The organism is Bacillus sp. K2I17, from assembly GCF_002209985.1.
Classification (GTDB): Bacteria; Bacillota; Bacilli; order Bacillales; family Bacillaceae_G; genus Bacillus_A; species Bacillus_A wiedmannii.
The window spans coordinates 1-18,295 of record NZ_NJGF01000042.1; the positions used below are offsets into that span (position 1 = coordinate 1).

General features: G+C 34.0%; 24 protein-coding genes. 17 read left to right on the plus strand and 7 right to left on the minus strand.

Annotation, left to right across the window (positions count from 1 at the left end):
- Nucleotides 1-399 precede the first annotated feature (399 nt).
- The 6 genes from CER22_RS26745 to CER22_RS26770 all read left to right on the plus strand — a co-directional run bounded on the left by CER22_RS26745 (nucleotide 400) and on the right by CER22_RS26770 (nucleotide 3,552).
- Nucleotides 400-1,236, plus strand: coding sequence for a TrmB family transcriptional regulator (locus CER22_RS26745; protein WP_088610059.1), 837 nt, complete (start codon nucleotides 400-402; stop codon nucleotides 1,234-1,236).
- Nucleotides 1,229-1,954, plus strand: coding sequence for an AzlC family ABC transporter permease (locus CER22_RS26750; RefSeq protein WP_075310279.1), 726 nt, complete (start codon nucleotides 1,229-1,231; stop codon nucleotides 1,952-1,954). The genes CER22_RS26745 and CER22_RS26750 overlap by 8 nt, the downstream gene beginning before the upstream one ends.
- Nucleotides 1,945-2,256 carry an AzlD domain-containing protein gene (locus CER22_RS26755; protein ID WP_000425942.1) on the plus strand — a complete coding sequence of 104 codons (312 nt, stop codon included), beginning with the start codon at nucleotides 1,945-1,947 and terminating at the stop codon, nucleotides 2,254-2,256. Before CER22_RS26750 ends, CER22_RS26755 begins: the two co-directional genes overlap by 10 nt.
- Before the next feature lie 62 nt (nucleotides 2,257-2,318).
- Nucleotides 2,319-2,489 (plus strand): DUF3951 domain-containing protein, encoded by a 171-nt coding sequence (locus CER22_RS26760; protein ID WP_000602236.1) that lies wholly within the window; start codon nucleotides 2,319-2,321, stop codon nucleotides 2,487-2,489.
- Nucleotides 2,490-2,576: 87 nt separating this feature from the next.
- On the plus strand, nucleotides 2,577-3,161 hold the full coding sequence (locus CER22_RS26765) for a TetR/AcrR family transcriptional regulator (RefSeq protein WP_088610060.1): 585 nt from the start codon (nucleotides 2,577-2,579) through the stop codon (nucleotides 3,159-3,161).
- Nucleotides 3,154-3,552 carry a DUF5367 family protein gene (locus tag CER22_RS26770; RefSeq protein WP_142293578.1) on the plus strand — a complete coding sequence of 133 codons (399 nt, stop codon included), beginning with the start codon at nucleotides 3,154-3,156 and terminating at the stop codon, nucleotides 3,550-3,552. Before CER22_RS26765 ends, CER22_RS26770 begins: the two co-directional genes overlap by 8 nt.
- A 27-nt stretch (nucleotides 3,553-3,579) precedes the next feature.
- Here the strand turns inward: CER22_RS26770 and CER22_RS26775 are convergent, their stop codons facing one another.
- From CER22_RS26775 to CER22_RS26795, 5 genes are all read right to left on the minus strand, one after another.
- Nucleotides 3,580-3,939 (minus strand): hypothetical protein, encoded by a 360-nt coding sequence (locus tag CER22_RS26775; protein ID WP_088610062.1) that lies wholly within the window; start codon nucleotides 3,937-3,939, stop codon nucleotides 3,580-3,582.
- An 11-nt stretch (nucleotides 3,940-3,950) separates the two neighbouring features.
- Nucleotides 3,951-4,544, minus strand: coding sequence for a dienelactone hydrolase family protein (locus CER22_RS26780; protein ID WP_088610063.1), 594 nt, complete (start codon nucleotides 4,542-4,544; stop codon nucleotides 3,951-3,953).
- Nucleotides 4,545-4,546: 2 nt separating this feature from the next.
- Nucleotides 4,547-4,882, minus strand: coding sequence for an antibiotic biosynthesis monooxygenase family protein (locus CER22_RS26785; RefSeq protein WP_088610064.1), 336 nt, complete (start codon nucleotides 4,880-4,882; stop codon nucleotides 4,547-4,549).
- Between the two features lie 176 nt (nucleotides 4,883-5,058).
- On the minus strand, nucleotides 5,059-5,238 hold the full coding sequence (locus CER22_RS26790) for an H-type small acid-soluble spore protein (RefSeq protein WP_087983182.1): 180 nt from the start codon (nucleotides 5,236-5,238) through the stop codon (nucleotides 5,059-5,061).
- 66 nt (nucleotides 5,239-5,304) lie between these two features.
- The gene (locus CER22_RS26795) at nucleotides 5,305-6,519 is read right to left on the minus strand and encodes a helix-turn-helix domain-containing protein (RefSeq protein ID WP_088062925.1); all 1,215 of its coding nucleotides are present in this window, start codon (nucleotides 6,517-6,519) and stop codon (nucleotides 5,305-5,307) included.
- 118 nt (nucleotides 6,520-6,637) lie between these two features.
- Here CER22_RS26795 and CER22_RS26800 point away from each other — a divergent pair, with 118 nt between their 5' ends.
- Together CER22_RS26800 and CER22_RS26805 are read left to right on the plus strand one after the other, a co-directional pair.
- Entirely contained in the window at nucleotides 6,638-7,906 is a 1,269-nt protein-coding gene (locus CER22_RS26800) for an MFS transporter (RefSeq protein WP_088062926.1), read from the plus strand.
- 126 nt (nucleotides 7,907-8,032) lie between these two features.
- Nucleotides 8,033-8,557: a DUF4398 domain-containing protein gene (locus CER22_RS26805; RefSeq protein ID WP_088610065.1), complete on the plus strand. Its 525-nt coding sequence runs from the start codon at nucleotides 8,033-8,035 to the stop codon at nucleotides 8,555-8,557.
- 40 nt (nucleotides 8,558-8,597) lie between these two features.
- On the opposite strand, the gene CER22_RS26810 is transcribed toward CER22_RS26805, so the two are convergent.
- Nucleotides 8,598-9,491, minus strand: a complete 894-nt coding sequence (locus CER22_RS26810) for a LysR family transcriptional regulator (RefSeq protein WP_088062928.1) — start codon at nucleotides 9,489-9,491, stop codon at nucleotides 8,598-8,600.
- Between the two features lie 160 nt (nucleotides 9,492-9,651).
- Between CER22_RS26810 and CER22_RS26815 the strand changes: the two genes are divergently transcribed.
- The 5 genes from CER22_RS26815 to CER22_RS26835 are packed head-to-tail and all read left to right on the plus strand — an operon-like array spanning nucleotide 9,652 to nucleotide 15,443.
- Nucleotides 9,652-10,644 carry an ABC transporter ATP-binding protein gene (locus tag CER22_RS26815; protein WP_088062929.1) on the plus strand — a complete coding sequence of 331 codons (993 nt, stop codon included), beginning with the start codon at nucleotides 9,652-9,654 and terminating at the stop codon, nucleotides 10,642-10,644.
- A complete protein-coding gene (locus CER22_RS26820) occupies nucleotides 10,622-11,647 on the plus strand; it encodes an ABC transporter substrate-binding protein (protein ID WP_088610066.1) in 1,026 nt (341 codons plus the stop codon). Before CER22_RS26815 ends, CER22_RS26820 begins: the two co-directional genes overlap by 23 nt.
- A gap of 12 nt (nucleotides 11,648-11,659) precedes the next feature.
- The gene (locus CER22_RS26825) at nucleotides 11,660-13,330 is read left to right on the plus strand and encodes an ABC transporter permease (protein ID WP_088610067.1); all 1,671 of its coding nucleotides are present in this window, start codon (nucleotides 11,660-11,662) and stop codon (nucleotides 13,328-13,330) included.
- Nucleotides 13,327-14,589: an MBL fold metallo-hydrolase gene (locus CER22_RS26830; RefSeq protein WP_142291710.1), complete on the plus strand. Its 1,263-nt coding sequence runs from the start codon at nucleotides 13,327-13,329 to the stop codon at nucleotides 14,587-14,589. The genes CER22_RS26825 and CER22_RS26830 overlap by 4 nt, the downstream gene beginning before the upstream one ends.
- 20 nt (nucleotides 14,590-14,609) lie before the next feature.
- Nucleotides 14,610-15,443 (plus strand): hypothetical protein, encoded by an 834-nt coding sequence (locus CER22_RS26835; protein ID WP_000755323.1) that lies wholly within the window; start codon nucleotides 14,610-14,612, stop codon nucleotides 15,441-15,443.
- Between the two features lie 52 nt (nucleotides 15,444-15,495).
- On the opposite strand, the gene CER22_RS26840 is transcribed toward CER22_RS26835, so the two are convergent.
- Nucleotides 15,496-15,918 (minus strand): YfmQ family protein, encoded by a 423-nt coding sequence (locus tag CER22_RS26840; protein WP_073529983.1) that lies wholly within the window; start codon nucleotides 15,916-15,918, stop codon nucleotides 15,496-15,498.
- Nucleotides 15,919-15,959: 41 nt separating this feature from the next.
- On the opposite strand from CER22_RS26840, the gene CER22_RS26845 reads away from it, so the two are divergent.
- The 4 genes from CER22_RS26845 (at nucleotide 15,960) to CER22_RS26860 (ending at nucleotide 18,290) form a co-directional block, all read left to right on the plus strand.
- Nucleotides 15,960-16,076, plus strand: a complete 117-nt coding sequence (locus tag CER22_RS26845; RefSeq protein ID WP_002011946.1) for a hypothetical protein — start codon at nucleotides 15,960-15,962, stop codon at nucleotides 16,074-16,076.
- A 65-nt stretch (nucleotides 16,077-16,141) separates the two neighbouring features.
- Nucleotides 16,142-16,303: a peptidase gene (locus CER22_RS26850; RefSeq protein ID WP_088610068.1), complete on the plus strand. Its 162-nt coding sequence runs from the start codon at nucleotides 16,142-16,144 to the stop codon at nucleotides 16,301-16,303.
- A 161-nt stretch (nucleotides 16,304-16,464) separates the two neighbouring features.
- A complete protein-coding gene (locus tag CER22_RS26855) occupies nucleotides 16,465-17,100 on the plus strand; it encodes a cupin domain-containing protein (RefSeq protein ID WP_060489788.1) in 636 nt (211 codons plus the stop codon).
- Between the two features lie 98 nt (nucleotides 17,101-17,198).
- The gene (locus CER22_RS26860) at nucleotides 17,199-18,290 is read left to right on the plus strand and encodes a serine hydrolase (RefSeq protein WP_088062932.1); all 1,092 of its coding nucleotides are present in this window, start codon (nucleotides 17,199-17,201) and stop codon (nucleotides 18,288-18,290) included.
- The last annotated feature ends 5 nt before the right edge of the window (nucleotides 18,291-18,295 follow it).

An 18,295-nucleotide genomic window follows, 5' to 3' on the forward strand; every position in this document is an offset into this window, starting at 1 on the left:
AAAATAAATGCTTGATAATAGGAGGTAACGATACTGCCTCGTGTGGAGTGTTATACCCCTCGTCCCCTCGGGGTTGCGAGAACACGATGAAGCACTAATTTGTATAAATTTGATTGAATTGTATAGATTTAGTTAAGTTTATCGTATCGGAAGAGTATACAGGTTCTACTTTACGGGAGCATTTGGAGGAGAATCTATCAAATACGTTGCAGCTAAAATAAGTGGAATAGTATGTAAAAAAAGCCTTTTAATTAGAAGGCTTTTTATTTTCGGATGAAATTTCAGAATTATCAATTGACTTTGTAGGTCTGTTTTTTTATATTAGTAGGTATACTAATAACTACTAATATATATGTATCGTTTTGAGATGAGAGTTATATAGAATGTGAGGGATTACAGTTGGATGAAATAATAAAGGAATTACAAAAGTTAGGTTTTTCCCAGTACGAATGTAAAGCGTATATTGGATTATTAAAACATTCCCCAGTAACTGGGTATGAAGTGAGTAAACAGACAGGAGTACCTCGTTCGATGATTTATGAAGTGCTCGGTAAATTGATGGATAAAGGAGCAGTGCATATCGTTCCTACTGAACCAGTGAAATATGTACCAGTACCAGCTACGGAGCTAATGGATCGAATGCGAAAAGATTTTGAAAAGTCCTTTGAATTTTTAGACCGGAAATTAAATTGTTTAGAACAAGAGAGACAAATAGATGTAATTTCGCATATTCGCTCCAATGATCGTGTTGTAAAAGAAATATGCAATATAATTAATAGGGCAAAGGACGAGTTATGGATTTCTGTATGGGAAGATCAAGTGCATGAAATTGAGCCATATATTCGTCAAAAGGAAGAGGAAGGTGTACATATATTTTCAATCTTATTTGGCGCTCCAAATACAAAAATAGGCGCGACGTTTCACCATAATTATATGACGCCCCACGTTGTTGAAAAGAGAATGGGTGGTCATTTAACTGTTATTGCTCGTGATGGAGAGGAAGTATTAATTGCGAACTTTTCAAATGATAGTACCTCATGGGCCGTAACAACGTATGACCCAGCTTTAGTGCTCGTTGCTACAGAGTATGTGCGGCACGATATTATGGTCGAAGAAATTACGAAGGAATTTGGGGCTGATAAGTTAGATACGTTGTGGCGTGAAAATATAGATTTAGTTCATGTCGTAACAGGAAAAAGAGCGATGGAAAGAATGGAGGATGATATGGATGAGTAAGGCTCAGGCACATGTAGCTTTGCAGAGCGATGATACATTTCAGCAAGGAGTAAAAGATTGTTTACCAACTGTATTTGGTTATTTAAGCATCGGTATAGCAGCTGGTGTAATTGCAAAAACAGCAGGTTTCTCCATCATTGAAATTGCATTTATGTCCACTTTAATTTATGCAGGTTCTGCCCAATTTATATTAGCTGGTATGTATGCAGCCGGTGCTCCTGCTTCAGCAATCATTTTCACCGTCTTTTTTGTTAATTTACGCCACCTTCTAATGAGTGCTGCCCTTGCACCATACTTTACGAAACTTCCGCTATTAAAAAACGTATTTATCGGTTCTCAAATTACAGATGAAACGTTCGGCGTTGCAGTGCAGCATGCAGCGCAAAAAGGATATGTAGGCGACAGGTGGATGATGGGCTTAAATGTAACAGCATATTTAAATTGGATTCTTGCTACTATTATTGGCGGGCTGTTTGGTGAGTGGATACCAGATCCACATACGTACGGGATGGATTATGCATTACCAGCAATGTTTATCGGATTATTTGTACTTCAGCTCATAAGTAGTAAACCGAAACTAGCAATTCATCTTACTGTTGCAATTGTAGCGATTATGATCGCATACGTTTCACACTTATTTATGCCAGATAGTATAGCGGTTATTATCGCAACATTACTAGCTGCGACGATTGGAGTTGTGATTGAAAAATGGAAATGAGATTAGACGTACTATTACTTTTACTAGCAGCTGGAGCTGTCACACTCGTGCCACGTATTTTACCTCTACTCGTATTTAGCAAACTACAAATTCCAGACTGGGGTTTAAAATGGCTAAATTACATACCAATTGCGATATTAGCAGCACTTTTAGCACAAGTACTATTTATGCATGAGACGATGCAGTGGGATTACCTTATCGCAGCAATCCCAACATTTCTTGTTGCAATATATACTCGTAGTTTATTAGGTACAGTATTAACGGGAGTGATTGTGATTATTTTGTTACGTTTCTTTTTCTAAAAAGGATTACGCTCATATAATAGCGAAAGGTGTAATAACATGAAAGATATAGGGGTGGTGTTATGATACTTTTAACGATAGGAGCAATTTTGTTAACGTTGTTTATTTTCTTTATTATCGGCTTTATTACGTTTATGATGTTTGTTGATAAGGCGACACCTCAAATATATTATACACCTTGTGAATCAGTGACAGTGAAAACTAAAGGTAAACATAGAAGGAAGAAAAGTTGAATGTTGGCTTTTCTTTCTTTTATTTTATCTGATTTTTCTGTATAATTTAAGTTAGTTATCTAACTAACTTAAAAGGAGGTTGTAGAAGTGGCAAAACCGAATGTTGTTAATAAGAAGAAGTTATTAGAAGCGGCAAAAGCAATTATTGCAGAGCACGGGATGGAAAAGTTGACATTAAAAGCAGTTGCAGAAAGTGCTGAAGTTACACAAGGTACCGTATATTATCATTTTAAAACGAAGGATCAATTATTACTTGAAGTAACTGAATCGTTTTGTAAAGCGTCATGGGAACAAATAGGAAAGGATGTACAGTTAGAGAAGGCTTTACAGTCTGCGGAAAGTAGATGTGTGAAAGATTCAATGTATCATCATTTGTTTTTTCAATTAGTAGCTAGTGGATTACAAAATGATGCGATGAAAGATAAAATTGGTGGATTGTTACATTATGAAAATCAAGAATTAAAAGGGGTGTTAAATAAAAAAATAGGAGATACAATGACAACTCAAATTTCAACTGAAACATTGAGCATTTTATGTAATGCATTAATTGACGGATTGGCATTGCAAGCATTATTCAATCCATCTTTTTCTACAGATAAATTATATGGTGATTTATATACGCTCTTGGAAAAGTTTTCAGTGCTGCAAAAGGGAGGTAATGTCAGTGAATAATAGATTTTGGCTCACTATTTTATTTTCGATTGGTATATGGTTTTTTGCCTCTGCATTCTTCATTATTTTCGGTTCTTCCGTTTTATTAGAATACACTTCAAGTAGATTTTTTCTACAATTGACGTTTCTTGAATTAGGCACAGCTATAGCCTTATACTTTGTAATGTGGTTATACAAAAAACTAGATACTACGAAATATGCAGTTATTAAGTTAGGTATATGCGGTACAGCAATCGGTTTAATTTTAGATACTTACATCTTATATAATTCTTCTAATCTATTCTCACAATTCTCCTCACAGCAAATCATATCATTTACCATTTGGATGGTTATTGCTTATGCTTTATATCTACTAATTCCTTTCGTCATGGAACGAAAAAAATTGTTGTAAAGAGGTATGTTATCCTCTTTACAACAATTACATCCCGGAAAGAACTAACAAAAACAACCCAAATAAAAAACTAATAAAGGAAAGAAAACCAATACATATTGAGAACACACGATTGTTTCTCCATTCGCGCCAGAAAACGATAAGTCCTAAAATACAAAGGAGAAACCAAATGGGCAAGAATAGGAATTCGCTAACTTTATCGGGAAGTAACGTATAAAAAGATGTTAAATATAAGATCCAATTTGTAAAAAATAAAATGTAAACGATAATAGATTGTAAGTAGGGACGTTTGGAAAACTCCCCCTTTTTTACGGTTGCAATAATGATAGTTAGTGCTGAGAAAAAGGCAATGAATATGAAAAGAAGTAAGAGTAATGTAAGTGTCATTTAGATCTCCTTTATAAGATTGTTCTTGCAAGAAATGAATCTATTATATTGTATGCTTGCTTTGTAGAGTGCTCGTTATATTTTTCTGTGTACGGATTTAGAAATCCATGCTCACCGTGTAGTTGTTTTATTTCTAATAAAGGATTTTTTTGTTGCTGCAATGTTTGGATTAAAGAGGATATTGAAAAACTAACTTCTTTTTCAGGGAAAATAAGTAAGGTAGCACATGTTGGTTTCATATGAATATAGTCACGTATACGGGAACCGTAACAGCCGATAATAAAATCTATTTTCGGATTGTTACTGCATAGCCAAGAGATGGTAGCGCCAACACTAAATCCGATAAGTCCAATATGTGTATAATTACTTGAAAGAGTATTGATGAATTCTTTAATTTGTTCTTTTCCATCATCAAATCCAATATTATTTACAAAATGTTGAAATGCTTTTTCTTCATCACTATAATGAAATGCATGTTGCGATTGTAGAAGATTAGGACAGAATACATCTATATGAGATGAAGTGAAGTGGTGGATAACGTGATGCATATGGTCGTTCACACCATATATTTCATGAACAGCAACGAGAGCTAATTTTTTCTTCATCGTTACAATGTACCTCTATGAAACTTAAATTCTTTCTCAACAAGGCAGATACGTAGATGGAAGTTTTCATACCATTGCTCACGACCTCTTTTTTTCGCTTCTTTATGTAAGGCGTTCTGTTTCCAATTGTCAATTGCTGCAAGTGATTCCCAATAAGAAATTGTGATTCCGAGTCCCGAATGATTTCGTGCACTTTCTACACCTAAAAATCCAGGTTGCTGCTTTGCAAGTTCCTCCATTTTGTCGGCAACGGTACTATAATCTGTCGTATCATTTGATAAATGAGAAGTGAATATAACTGCATAATAATGATTGTTTTTTTCTAAAGCAGATTTCATTATCTTTCCCCCTTAATATATAGTGCGAATAATTCATTTATAGTTTGTATTTTAGCAGGTTAAAAAAAGAAAAGAAGTAGAAGATTCTTATTTTTTCAGTTGTTGTAAAACAAGGGGGTATAGAGAATTTATATGAAAGTAAGAAAAATGCCACTTCAAAATCGAAGCGGCATTTTTTATATTTCCTCTAAGCTATTAACGGGGACCGTTAATTCGCGGTCTGGATTTTTAACTTCATATATGCGGGCGGTTTCGTTGCTTTCATCGACGTGTTGAATTGTAACAGGCATGCCTTGAAAACTGACATTTGCTTGTTCAGATGAAACAGAAAGCTCTTTTGCACGTTGAATATTCATTTATATTCCTCCCATCATTATTATCTTTGCTAAAAAAGAGGAATAATATACCATTTCGAGACATTCTTAAAGTTTTTGTATTATTTGTAATGTTTCTTTAATAAATGAAGAGAAAATAGAATCCGGATACGATTGTATCATTTCATTTGCTTTTGTTGCTTCTTCAAGAGCTCTTTTTTTATCATTCAGTTTAACGTAACAAAGTGCACGATATGCACCTGCTGTTGTAAGCCACGATTGATCCAATGGATGGTTCATATAATCCGGTATAATGCCACGTTGTAATGCTTCTAAAGCTTCTTCGTAACGTTTTAATCCGTATAAAGATTTTCCTTTTTCAAGATAATACAATCCGTCGTCTTGAAAAATGGGCTGATCTTTTAGTTTTTCTCGATATTGTTCTAGATGTTTTAATGCGATTGTATATTCATTAGTAATCGTGTTGTAGTAATAGGCTTTTAAAATATTAGTCATCGCAATGGATAGAGTATCTTCTGTAAAAATGGCAAATTGCTCAGATTTCTTTATGTAATATAAATAACGCTCTTTATCAACTGTAATGACTTTTTGATAAGATAAAATCCGGTAAAATACATCTGTTTTATAATACACTTGATGTTTTTTTGAAAATGTGAGTGTCTCTAATATCGTTTCTTCACATTTTTCATAATCGCCACATGCCAGTAATATGATGGCTTCATATAAACATAAATCAATATGTATAATAAGATCCATTTCTAAATGTTTCTCTTCATAATCATTTCTAATATTAGATATAAGTTGTAAACATTCTGCATACTTTTTACGTGTGAATATCGCAAAAGATAATTTTAATTTTGTTTCCGTACTGTCTCGGTATAACTTATATTTTTCGAAAATAGAAACAGCTTTTTCTACGTAAGATTCAATGTTGTAATCTTTCATAATCACCGCAGCAGTTACGAATTGTTTGTATATACGAGCCGTATTTAAAGTAGAAGGAAGCTCTTTTTGAACGATAGGTAGTAAAGTCTCGTACACTTCATCACATTTGTTTTTCTTTATGAGTTGCTCCATTTTTGTAATGAGTTCCACAATTTCTCCATCATCATCTTCTAATAAAAAACTCGCTTCACATTCAAGCTTTTCAGCGATGTATTGTAATGTTTTCATGGAAGGGGTAGCTTTTCCATTTTCAATTTGACTAAGCATACTTTTTGTAAGTTCCGAACCTGCCAGTTCTGTTTGTGTAAGTTTTTTTTCTTTACGTAACGCTTTAATTTTTTCACCGAGAGTTGCCATATTATTGCTCCTTTATAATTAAAAAGTTAAATTGTATTTAACTTTTTGTTGTAAAAATTGGAAAGTTGATTATATAATAAGTTTAACACAATTTAACTTTTAAGGGGAGAAAGTCATTATGGGAGATATAAGTATAGGAGAAAATGATTCAAGAATGAAAGTTGCAACGAGAAATATTATTTTGATGATGATTGGAAAGATGACGTCTTTATTAGGGGCAGGTATTTATACATTCGCAATGGGGTTATACGTATTAAAGACAACTGGTTCAGGGATGGGGTTTGCTATTACGCTCGTTTGCGGATCACTACCAAGGATGATCTGTGGTCCGATTGCAGGTGCTGTAGCTGATCGTGTGAATCGAAAATGGCTTGTCATTGGCACTGATTTATTAAGTAGTTTAACGATGCTTATTATGTTTATTCTTGCTACTATATTTGGACCGTCACTTCTTTTTATCTATATTTCAGCGGCATTATTATCAATTTGTGCAAGTTTTTATTCTGTTGCATTAACTTCTTCTATTCCTAATTTAGTAGATGCGGGGCGTATTCAAAAAGCGAGTGCTTTAAATCAAACGGCAGCTTCTTTATCAAATATTTTAGGGCCGATTATTGGTGGAGTTGTATTTGGTTTCTTTTCCATTAAGTCGTTCTTTTTGTTAAATAGTATTACGTTCTTTTTAGCAGTTATTTTGCAATTATTTATTGTATTTGATTTATACAAAAAAGAAGTGGCTGAGAGTAAAGAGCGTTTCTTGACGAGTATAAAAGAAGGATTTTCATATGTAAAACGACAGCATGAAATATATGGTTTAATGAAAATAGCATTGTGGGTAAACTTTTTTGCGTGTGGGCTAACCGTAGCACTTCCATATATTATCGTCCATACATTGCATCTATCTTCAAAGCAACTCGGTACTGTAGAGGGAATGTTAGCAGTCGGGATGCTAATGGGTGCGATTGCTTTATCGGTGCGTAAAGAAGTGAATAATCCGTTTCGTTCTATTTATACTGGGCTGTTTTTGTTTGCGGGTTTAAGTTTATGTACAGTCTTCCCATTGGTAGTTACCATTTCAAAAGGGGCAAGTTTTATTTACTATATTGCTTTTATGATGTTAACGGGTATAGCAATTATGATTGTAAATATTCCGATGCAAGTACATATGCAAAAAACGACAGATCCGAGCTACTTAGGGCGTGTGTTTGGCCTACTTGAAACAATTGCTACTGCAATCGCACCACTCGGTATGATTGTATATGGATTATTATTAGATATGTTGCCAACTAGCATTGTTATGATGACGATAGGCGGGGGGTTATTGTTAGTTGTATTAGTTGGAGTAAAGCAACATATGGCGAAAAAACAAGTAGATATGTCTGCTTAAAAATAAGAAAATAATAAAAATTTGACTTATCATCATGGAAATGACCAAATTAGTATTTTAGTTTTTGAAACTCTTTTTCATGTATGTTACAGTATAGTGAGCAGACAAAGAAAAGGAGAAAACATCATGAAAAAATTAAGTTTTGTTATGCTTTTTCTGTTAGCCGTAATGGCTGGATGTAGTAATTATGGCACGTATATTGATACAGGTATGCAATCATTGAAAGATGAAAAATATAGTGATGCAACGATGTGGTTTGAAAAAGCGGAAAAAGAGAAAACAGGAAATGAAGCGAAGGCATATAAAGAAGTCGCTCAGTTATTGGAGCGCGGAGCTACATCATTAAAAGATGGTAAGTATTTAGAGACGAAAGATATTGCAAATGAGGTATTACAAAAGAAAAAAGACGATGCACTTGAAAAAGCTGTGACATCAAATGCAGAGGATATGCTTCAAAAAGCAAAAGATGTGGAAAAGAAAGTAAATGAAAGAGTGGCAAAGCGGAGAAAGGTAGAAGAAGAAGGAATCGATAAACTCATTAAAGCGGTCGATAGTATAGATGACGTGAAAGAAAAAGAGAAGAAAGTTTCAGAAGCATTAGATAAGGCTGAAGAGGCGCAGGCAAAAGTTGAAGCGAAGAAAAATAAATAGAGTTATAGTTTGAAAGGCTGTCGTGCATAACGACAGCCTTTTAATTTTTTGCCGCATAAGAAGTGATGCTATGTAGTAAAAAAGAAATAATTTTAGAATTCCATCTGTCCTCATGATGAATCGTATAAATGTTACGTTGAAATTCAAATCCAGGGATAGGTATGTAGCATAGTTCATGTCGTTGTATTTCTTGTTCGATAGCGAGTTTAGAAATAAAAGCAATTCCATTACCGTATTTTAAAATTTGTTTCATCGTTTCTAATGAATCTAATTCAATTTCAGATTGGAACGTAATGTTATGTGCTAACGTCCATTGTGTAAGTAAATCTCTCGTTGTAGATGGATTACGATGCAATAATATACGTTCCCTCTCGATATCTTGTAGTGATACATTTTCTTTTTTTGAAAAATGATGTTCTTTGGAGAAAGCAAGAACAAGTGTATCAGGCATTACATTCGTCTGTTTTAAAAGGGATTCATCAAACGGTGCTGCAGAAATTACCCCGAGGTCAATTTCATGATTTTGTAGCATCGTTCGAATTTCAGGAGCTGTTTTTACCATGAGTGTTATTTTTATATTTGGAAATTCGCATTGAAATTGGTGAATAATTTCTGGTAAAAGATAAGTCGCTGGTACATAACTAGCGCCAATTGTTATAGCACCTTTATGAAAATCTTTAAACTCTTGCGTGACCCGCCTAGCTTCTTTCATAAGTGCATCTATTTTACAAGCATAATGATGCAATGCCTCACCAGCCTCTGTTAAGAAATATCTCCCGGATCGTAACTCAAATAAAGGTACACCAAGTTCCTCTTCTAAGCTTTTTATATGGAATGTAATAGTAGGTTGTTTAACACCAAGTTTTTCTGCAACAAGTGTAAGTTTTTTATATTTCTTAATAAGCACTACAATTTCTAATTTTAAGAGATTCATGGCAAGTTGCTCCTTTTTCTTCTAACTATAGAAAAAATCTATAGAAATAAATAGTTTATTAGAAGTTTTTTAATTTAATCTTTACAGTACATTAACATTCAGTATAAATTTTCCATATAGAATGAAAGCAGGTTAAGAGTAAGGGGAGAGAGGTGATACGATGGATATTAAAATTCATGGATTAGAAAAGAACTTTGGAAAAACACAGGCGTTGAAACCATTACAAATTGTTATGAAACAAGGCGAATTCACCACACTTTTAGGACCTTCGGGATGCGGGAAAACGACTTTACTTAGAATGATTGCAGGACTTGAAGAGCCAGATAAAGGTGAAATATATTTTGGGGATAAGTGCATGTATTCTGGTGCAAAAAAAATAAAAACATCTCCTCATGAACGTAATATCGGTATGGTATTTCAAGATTTTGCTTTATGGCCGCATATGACAGTGTTTGAAAATGTTGCATTTGGTTTAAGAGCTACAAAGCAAACGAATCAATTGCGGGAAAAAGTAGAAGATGCAATAAAGAGAGTTCGCTTGCAAGGGATGGAGAAAAGATATCCGCATGAACTCTCTGGTGGACAGCAGCAACGTGTCGCATTTGCTCGAGCAATTGTAACAAAACCGCATTTTATTTTGTTTGATGAACCGCTGAGTGCACTCGATGCAATTTTGCGAGAAGAAATGCGATTAGAGCTTATGGACATCGTTCATTCAATTGGTTTAACGGCATTGTATGTCACGCACGATCAAACAGAAGCAATGTCAATGTCAGATCAAATTATTGTCATGAAACAAGGAGAAGTATTACAAAAAGGAACACCAGAAGACATTTATGTGAAGCCATCTCATGAATTTGTTGCAAAATTTGTTGGTAAGGCAAATTGGCTTGTAGAGGGTAAACAAATGATTCGTCCAGAGCATGTGAGCTGGACGAAAAATGAAGTTTGCGAAATGTATACAGGTGAAATTCAGCACGTTACATATGTAGGAGAACGGTATGAAATGAAAGTAAACATGGGTGCACTTGGAATATGGACAGTTTATCACAATAGTAAATTAAGCATCGGTAAACCAGTATCGTTATATGTGCCAAAAAAATGTATTCATCATATAGGGGGAGAATCGTATGAAGAGATTCAGTTCGCTTAAGTCTTTATTTGTATGTACGTTATTATTTTCTGCTGTAGTAACAGGGTGTAGTTCAAAGACAGGTAATGCAGATGCAAAAAGTAAAAATACGAATGAAAAGAAAATTGTTGTATATAGTGCAGGACCAAAAGGATTAGCAGAAAAGATTCAAAAGGACTTTGAAAAGAAAACAGGTATAAAAGTAGAAATGTTTCAAGGAACAACAGGTAAGATTTTAGCGAGAATGGAAGCTGAAAAGAAAAATCCAGTCGTTGATGTAGTCGTACTTGCATCATTACCAGCGATGGAAGGATTAAAAAAGGATGGGCAAACGTTAGCTTATAAAGAAGCGAAACAAGCTGATAAGCTTCGTTCTGAATGGTCGGACGATAAAGGAAATTATTTCGGATATAGTGCTTCAGCGTTAGGAATTGTGTATAACACAAAAAATGTGAAGACAGCGCCGGAAGATTGGAGTGATATAACGAAAGCGGAATGGAAAGGAAAAGTGAATCTTCCAGATCCAGCACTTTCAGGTTCAGCTTTAGACTTTGTAACAGGATATGTGAAAAAGAATGGAAAAGATGGTTGGAATTTATTTGAACAGCTTAAGAAAAATGAAGTTACAGTAGCAGGGGCAAATCAAGAAGCGTTAGATCCAGTAGTAACAGGTGCGAAAGACATGGTCATTGCTGGTGTTGATTATATGACGTATAGTGCAAAAGCAAAGGGTGAACCGGTTGATATTGTGTATCCAAAAAGCGGAACAGTTATTAGTCCACGTGCAGCAGGTATTATGAAGGATAGTAAAAATGTAGAAGGTGCAAAAGAGTTTATTGATTATTTATTATCAGATGATGTGCAAAAACAAGTTGCTAAAGCGTATTTATTACCAGGCAGAACAGATATAAAAGCAGAAAATAGACCGAATGTAGAAGAGATTCCGGTATTAAATATTGATTGGAAAACAGTTGAGAAAGAACAAGATGAAATAGGAAAACAATTTAAGAAAGTATTTCAATAAGATGGTGATTACATGGTAAATCGATTCGTATCAGTAAGACAAGTTGGAATGACGGTAGCGTTATTACTTGTGGCGATGTTAATCGTCATTCCGCTTTTCCTCATTTTATTTTCTAGCGTATATGAAAATAGTAGTTGGAATTTTTTAAAGCCTTTTGAAGTGATGCAGAGTGGTGGATTAGCTGGGATTTTTCTAAACTCGATGCTTCTAGGTGTACTCGTAGTAATAGGAGCAACCGTATTTGCATTTCCATTGGCGTTCATTATGAGCAAAACAGATGTTGGAAAGTATAGTAAATTGGATATTATTTTTATGATTCCATTTATGACTCCGCCGTATATTGGATCGATGGGCTGGATTTTGTTCATGCAACCGAACGGCTATTTCGAACAGTTTTTTCCGATGCTAAAGACGATTTCATCTTCGTTTTTTAGTTTAGGTGGTATGGTTTTAATTATGAGTCTGCATTTATTCCCATTTCTTTACTTCATGTTGAAAAACACGTTACTTCAAATTGGAAGTAGTAAAGAAGAAGCGGCAGCAGTTCATGGTGGAAACTTTTTCTATCGTTTACGAAAAATAATATTGCCGCTATTAGTATCAAGTTATGTAATGGGTGCTTTACTCATTTTCGTAAAGACGATCGCTGAATTTGGAACACCGGCTACATTCGGACGAAGAATAGGATTTCATGTGTTAACATCAGAGATTCATAAATTTATTTCGAGTTGGCCGATTGATTTTAGTAGTGCAACAGCATTATCTTCTTTATTACTTAGTGCGTGTATGCTCATTTGGTATATGCAAAATGTATTGAATCGAAAGTATTCATATGCAATGGTTAGTGGAAAAGGTGTGAAGTCTAAAAGGTATACTTTGTCTATATTTACACGCATTGTAGCATGGGGCTATGTAATTGGTTTATTAATCGTATCAATTGGAATCCCGTATTTTTCTATAATGATTGCTTCATTATCAAAATTAAGAGGCGGTGGCTTACATATAAACAACTTTACAACGAGCCATTATGAAGCATTGTTTACAATTGGATCTCCAGGATTAGAGGCTTTATGGAACAGTTTTCTTTTTTCACTTATAACAGCGATTATTGCTGCTACTATTGGAGTGTTTTTGGCGCTTATGATTCGAAAGGGGAAAAACTCTTCTGAAAAATGGCTTGATATGTGCGGTATGTTACCGAATATGGTACCAGGAATCGTGATGGTTGTAGGGCTTATTTTATTTTGGAATTCACCCTATATTCCCATGTCAATTTACAATACGCCAGTCATGGTTATCGTAACGTACGTTGTTCTTTTTTTACCTTATACGGTGCAATATGTAAAAGCATCGCTCGTGCAAATTGATGATTCTCTAGTACAGGCAGGAAGTATTTTTTCTGGAAATTATATTTATATTTTTAGAAAAATAATATTACCTCTTATTATCCCGGGAGTTCTTGCTGGGTGGGCGATGACATTTACAATCTCGATAAGAGAGTTAGTAGCATCCCTTCTCGTACTGCCTCCATCAGTAGAAACTTCAGCAACATTTATTTTTGCTCAATTTGAACAAGGAGAAGTATCTATTGGCATGGCAATGGCTGTCGTTTCAGTTGGACTTACAACAATATGTTTATTACTTCTGCAACATATGGAGCAAAAACGAAAAGGGGTAGCATGATGAGGATAGAAGTATGGGGAGGAGCGGGAGAATACGGTCGTTCTTGCTACTTCGTAAAAAATAAAGAGACGAAAATAGTATTTGATTGTGGTATTAATCGATCATATGAGGATAGTTATCCAAAAATAGAGAGGGAAGTTGTACCGTTTTTAGATGCAGTATTTTTATCACATATTCATGAAGATCATACGATGGGCTTACCTTTATTAGCGAAGTATGGATATAAGAAAAAAATTTGGACGACTCGTTATACGAAGGAGCAACTTCCCGTTTATTATGAAAAATGGAGAAACTATAATTTGACGCAAGGATGGAATGTACCTTATAACGACCAAAATGTTAAAGATTTAAATTATGTATATATTGATGAAATTAGTAATCCAAATGAATGGATACAGATTACACCTACATTGCGTTTTCAATGGGGGTATAGTGGGCATGTATTGGGGGCTGTTTGGTTTTTAGTGGACATGAGTCATACATATGTATTTTATTCTGGCGATTACTCAGCAGAGTCTAACATACTACGAGCTAATTTACCTGAGAATTTGCGCGCTGATATAAAAGTCGCAATTGTTGATGCAGCTTATCATACTGATGATGTTTCGCAACATGAACGAGTAAACGAACTATGTACAGAAATTGAGGGAGTTGCGCAAAAGAAAGGAATAGCATTACTACCGTTGCCACCGCTTGGTAGGGCGCAAGATATCGTATTGTATTTGTATAAAAAATATAAAGAACTTCCCATTATAGTAGATCAAGAAATTTTGCATGGATTTGAGGAGATGTTCGCATATAAAGATTGGCTCAAAAATAATGAAGAACTTGAAGGGCTTATGGAGAGTTTAAAAAGAAACATAATCGCTATGGATCATGACATCGGTACGCAAAATAGTTATGGAATAGTTGTAATGAGTGATGCGAATATGCAAACGAAACGAGCGCAGTTATATTATGAACAACTGCGATATGAAGAACGAAATTCCATTATATTTACAGGACATATTGCTAAAGGGAGTTTTGCAGAAAAGGTTATGAAAGAACGTGTAAATAAAGAATGTAGGGTGAAGCGAGTTCCTTATAAAGTTCATCAAAGTATAAGTGACGTTAAGGCAATGTTAAATACACTATTACCAGAACATACGGTGTTAGTACACGCTTTGAAAGAGGATACGGATCGATTACAGAAAAAGCTTAGCACGGCAGGGTATGAAAATGTACATTCACTTACTATGGAACGTATAGAAGTCATTTGAAATGTAAAGGGGATAGGTATATGAAAAAAGTATTTGTATTCGTAAGCATTTTCTTTTGTTGTTTCCTTTATAACGTTAAGGAAGGGTTTGCTGCCAGTCCGATGACACCTAGTTTTGAAGTGAAATTATTATTAAAACCAGAACAAGTATTAGGTTATAACAAAGAGATAAATCAAGAGGTACTAGAATATTTCAAGGCTGGTACAAATTATGAAAGAATACAAGTGCAATTTTTAGATACGGCAAATAAAAATTTAAGTAATGAAGGTTGGTTTGCGAGAATTCGAAAGAAAGAATTTAGTAAAGATTTTGAGCTAACATATAAAAAAAGATATCCCATTCAAAATGGTGTAATTCAAGATGCACTAGAAGTGGCTAAAAAGGATGGATTTGATAGTAAAACTGATAACTATGAGGCAGAAATAGATTGGGGATTTGAGAAGAAAACGTTAAGTATTTCAAATAAGAAAAGCTACAGTGCTAAAGGGTATGGAGTACTTGATTTACCAAACGAACGAGATGCTCAAAACATGTTAATAGAAAAGTTGCCAGGGAAAATGAACAAATGGTTGTATACGAATTGGGGAGAAGAAATGCTCAACAATTCTCGTATTTACGGTCCTGTATTAATGAAACGGTATACAGCTGAATTTGAAAATATTAAAACGAATATTGAAGTTTGGCCACTAAGTAATACAGGGAAAATAGAAGATGATTTCGTAATAGAAGTATCGTTTAAAACAAAAGAGGAAAGTATTGCAACAAAACAAAGAGAATTATTAATGAAGAGTTTAGAACAAAAAGGATGGTTGTTACCGAAAGATAGTTTGAAGACAGAGCTTATTTTTCAGTGAATAGTAAAAAGGAATCCATATTCCATGGATTCCTTTTTCTAATATATGAGTATTAAGCTAAATCAGCTGACACGAACATATCATTATTTTGAAGGTTTTTAGAGCGTAAACTATAAGCAACTACTTTCTTTTTATGTTGCTTTACAACATCAACATGCTCTTCATGACTATAAATATAAAATGTAAAATCTTTTTTGCCACGTTTTGCATTGATTATTAAAGGCGTACCCTCATTGTGTGGCGGTGCATAATAGCGATCTAAAAATAAACCTTCGTTAAAATCATGAATAATTTTGGATTTTTGTTCGCCTTCTAAGTTATTTCCATTGATTGTAACAGTCGCATTCTCTTCTTCAAGTTGCGGATGTGTTTCGTACTTGCTAATAATGGATTCAATAACAGTGTTAGGAAGGCTCGAAACGATAATTTTAAATGCCCCAAATACAACTAACATAACAATAAACCAAGTCGTCATAGTATATCATCCCCTTTTTCCTATTAAATAATATAACTCATATGGTAATAGTACATATGGTGAAGTTTTGTATAATTTGTGAAAAATATGCCATTTTTACGAATGAAATATTAGAAAAATCAATTTTGTTACAAAAAGTTGAAATCGAAGTATTTTAAGAGAAAAAGGTTTATAATAAAAATATAACTAATAACCACATTACTAATTATAAGGAAGTGTAACTATGAGTACTGTAACAATCGTGTATGGTATTATTCTTTCCACAATTTTCATTTTATTTATCGTTGGGGTTTCACGTTATATTCATAAATGGAAAGAAGGCGTTGCGAAATTAAATCACATTGAAGAAGAACTTAGTGATTTAATGTTACATCATGGTAAGTAAAAAATTTATTTTTTAACTAAATAATGTGAAGAATATCACAAAACATGCTCTCCTTATGAAGGCATGTTTTTTTGTTATGTGAATGATAGGCACATTCATACATTTTTTCCATACGATACAGTGTGAAACTAGAAATGTTCGGAGTGGAAAAGAGGGATAAAATGAGTAGTTCAGGTTATGTTCCAGATAATAAAAATTTAAAGAAAAGTTCAGGAACTCCAAACCTTTTCTTTGATTCGAGAAAAAACATCTTTTTTAAAAGAGATGAGAAAAACGTTGCCTATGAAGTTACGTCAACGCAGTTACCAGCAATGATCGGTGGAGCGTTTGTCGATTTATTTATGACAAAAGGGCACATGCGGGAACCACATTGGCATCCGAATGCGTGGGAATTAGATGTTGTTGTATCAGGAGAAGCAATTACATCTATCTTAAATCCGGAAACGAATCAATTGCAAAATTATCATGTAAAAGCGGGGCAAACCGTCTTTATTCCAATGGGATGGTGGCATTGGATCACAGCGGTAACAGAAGAAGTACAATTACATTTGTTCTTCAATAACGATCAGTTTGAAACAGCAGAAGGATCAGACATACTTAGATTAACACCGCCAGAAGTATTTCAAGCTGCATACGGTGTAAGTGCGGAAAAATTAGGGAAGGACCTTTCGCAAATTAAGGAGTCAGTTGTCATTGGTCCTCCTAACTCCAATCGATTAAAAGGTGCTAAAGAAAGTGGCGACTCAAATATAGTCGTTACGTTAAATGGACAAATAACATCATGTGAAATAGAGTAACTCTTTCTTTTTTAGGAAGAGTTACTCTGTTTTGTATAATTTTGTAATTAGATTCGTTATAATTATATAGTAGGGAACTTAGTAAAGGGGGGCATATTGTGAACATATTAAAGATTATAGGAATTGTTGCAGGAATTATTATAGTAGCCGCTATAGCTTTCTTTTTTATTATGAAGTACTATTTGTCAAAAGAAGATCCTAATTACGTATTACAGTACATAAAAGAGCATAAAGGTGATAAAACATGTTCATTACTAATTAGAAAAAATGGGGAAGTAGTAACATCTATAAATGAAGATGTAAAATTGCCATTAGCGAGTATGGCCAAAATTGTAATAGCAGTTGAATTTGCTAAGCAAGTGTCAGAAGGAAAAATAAGTCGGGATGAACAAATTTCATTGCAGGAGTTAGAAAAATATTACGTTAAAAACACTGATGGTGGAGCTCATCCTGACTGGTTAGAAGATGCCAAAGCGAGAGAGTTAGTGAAAAATGGACAGATCGCTTTAGAAGAAGTCGCTAAAGGGATGATTCATTATAGTTCTAATGCAAATACAACATATTTGTTAGATAAGCTTGGAATAGAAAGGGTAAATGAAAGTATAAAAGAATTAGAGCTTACTAGTCATGACAAATTCTCTTCGTATACTGCTTCACTATATATGAGAGGGTATGTAGAAAAAGAGCTTCATGAGCCAGAAAATCAATCATTAGAAATGATACGTAACATGTCAAAGGATGAGTATAATAAACATGTGTTACAAATTCATGAATGGATGAAAGATGAAGAAGAATGGAAAAAACGGGATATTCCATTAAAGGTAGATATGGAATTTCAGCGAATTTGGTCAGATCGATTAGTGAGTGCAAACGCTAAAGATTATATGAGTATAATGGAAAAAATAAATAGTAGAAATTATTTTCCAAAATCAATGCAAGAAGAAATCGAGAACATTTTTAAAGGAACAGTTAAAAATAGTAAGTTCGAATATGCTGGTCAAAAAGGTGGTTCTACCGCATTCGTATTGACAAAAAGCTTGTATACTACAGATAAGAAAGGGAATAAAGTAGAAGTTGTCATTATGTTTAACGATATAGAAGATCAAGTTGCATATCAAAAGCTGAGAAATAATGTAGATTATTTTATTCGAGACATTATAACAAGTGAGGAATTCAAAAATAAATTATAATAGAA

Coding starts and splice junctions, on each gene's coding strand:
- CER22_RS26750 (WP_075310279.1), top strand. CDS start 1,229: ATGAGTAAGGCTCAGGCACATGTAGCTTTGCAGAGCGATGATACATTT.
- CER22_RS26755 (WP_000425942.1), top strand. CDS start 1,945: ATGGAAATGAGATTAGACGTACTATTACTTTTACTAGCAGCTGGAGCT.
- CER22_RS26760 (WP_000602236.1), top strand. CDS start 2,319: ATGATACTTTTAACGATAGGAGCAATTTTGTTAACGTTGTTTATTTTC.
- CER22_RS26775 (WP_088610062.1), bottom strand. CDS start 3,939: ATGACACTTACATTACTCTTACTTCTTTTCATATTCATTGCCTTTTTC.
- CER22_RS26780 (WP_088610063.1), bottom strand. CDS start 4,544: ATGAAGAAAAAATTAGCTCTCGTTGCTGTTCATGAAATATATGGTGTG.
- CER22_RS26785 (WP_088610064.1), bottom strand. CDS start 4,882: ATGAAATCTGCTTTAGAAAAAAACAATCATTATTATGCAGTTATATTC.
- CER22_RS26790 (WP_087983182.1), bottom strand. CDS start 5,238: ATGAATATTCAACGTGCAAAAGAGCTTTCTGTTTCATCTGAACAAGCA.
- CER22_RS26795 (WP_088062925.1), bottom strand. CDS start 6,519: ATGGCAACTCTCGGTGAAAAAATTAAAGCGTTACGTAAAGAAAAAAAA.
- CER22_RS26800 (WP_088062926.1), top strand. CDS start 6,638: ATGGGAGATATAAGTATAGGAGAAAATGATTCAAGAATGAAAGTTGCA.
- CER22_RS26805 (WP_088610065.1), top strand. CDS start 8,033: ATGAAAAAATTAAGTTTTGTTATGCTTTTTCTGTTAGCCGTAATGGCT.
- CER22_RS26810 (WP_088062928.1), bottom strand. CDS start 9,491: ATGAATCTCTTAAAATTAGAAATTGTAGTGCTTATTAAGAAATATAAA.
- CER22_RS26815 (WP_088062929.1), top strand. CDS start 9,652: ATGGATATTAAAATTCATGGATTAGAAAAGAACTTTGGAAAAACACAG.
- CER22_RS26820 (WP_088610066.1), top strand. CDS start 10,622: ATGAAGAGATTCAGTTCGCTTAAGTCTTTATTTGTATGTACGTTATTA.
- CER22_RS26825 (WP_088610067.1), top strand. CDS start 11,660: ATGGTAAATCGATTCGTATCAGTAAGACAAGTTGGAATGACGGTAGCG.
- CER22_RS26830 (WP_142291710.1), top strand. CDS start 13,327: ATGATGAGGATAGAAGTATGGGGAGGAGCGGGAGAATACGGTCGTTCT.
- CER22_RS26835 (WP_000755323.1), top strand. CDS start 14,610: ATGAAAAAAGTATTTGTATTCGTAAGCATTTTCTTTTGTTGTTTCCTT.
- CER22_RS26840 (WP_073529983.1), bottom strand. CDS start 15,918: ATGACGACTTGGTTTATTGTTATGTTAGTTGTATTTGGGGCATTTAAA.
- CER22_RS26845 (WP_002011946.1), top strand. CDS start 15,960: ATGGTAATAGTACATATGGTGAAGTTTTGTATAATTTGTGAAAAATAT.
- CER22_RS26850 (WP_088610068.1), top strand. CDS start 16,142: ATGAGTACTGTAACAATCGTGTATGGTATTATTCTTTCCACAATTTTC.
- CER22_RS26855 (WP_060489788.1), top strand. CDS start 16,465: ATGAGTAGTTCAGGTTATGTTCCAGATAATAAAAATTTAAAGAAAAGT.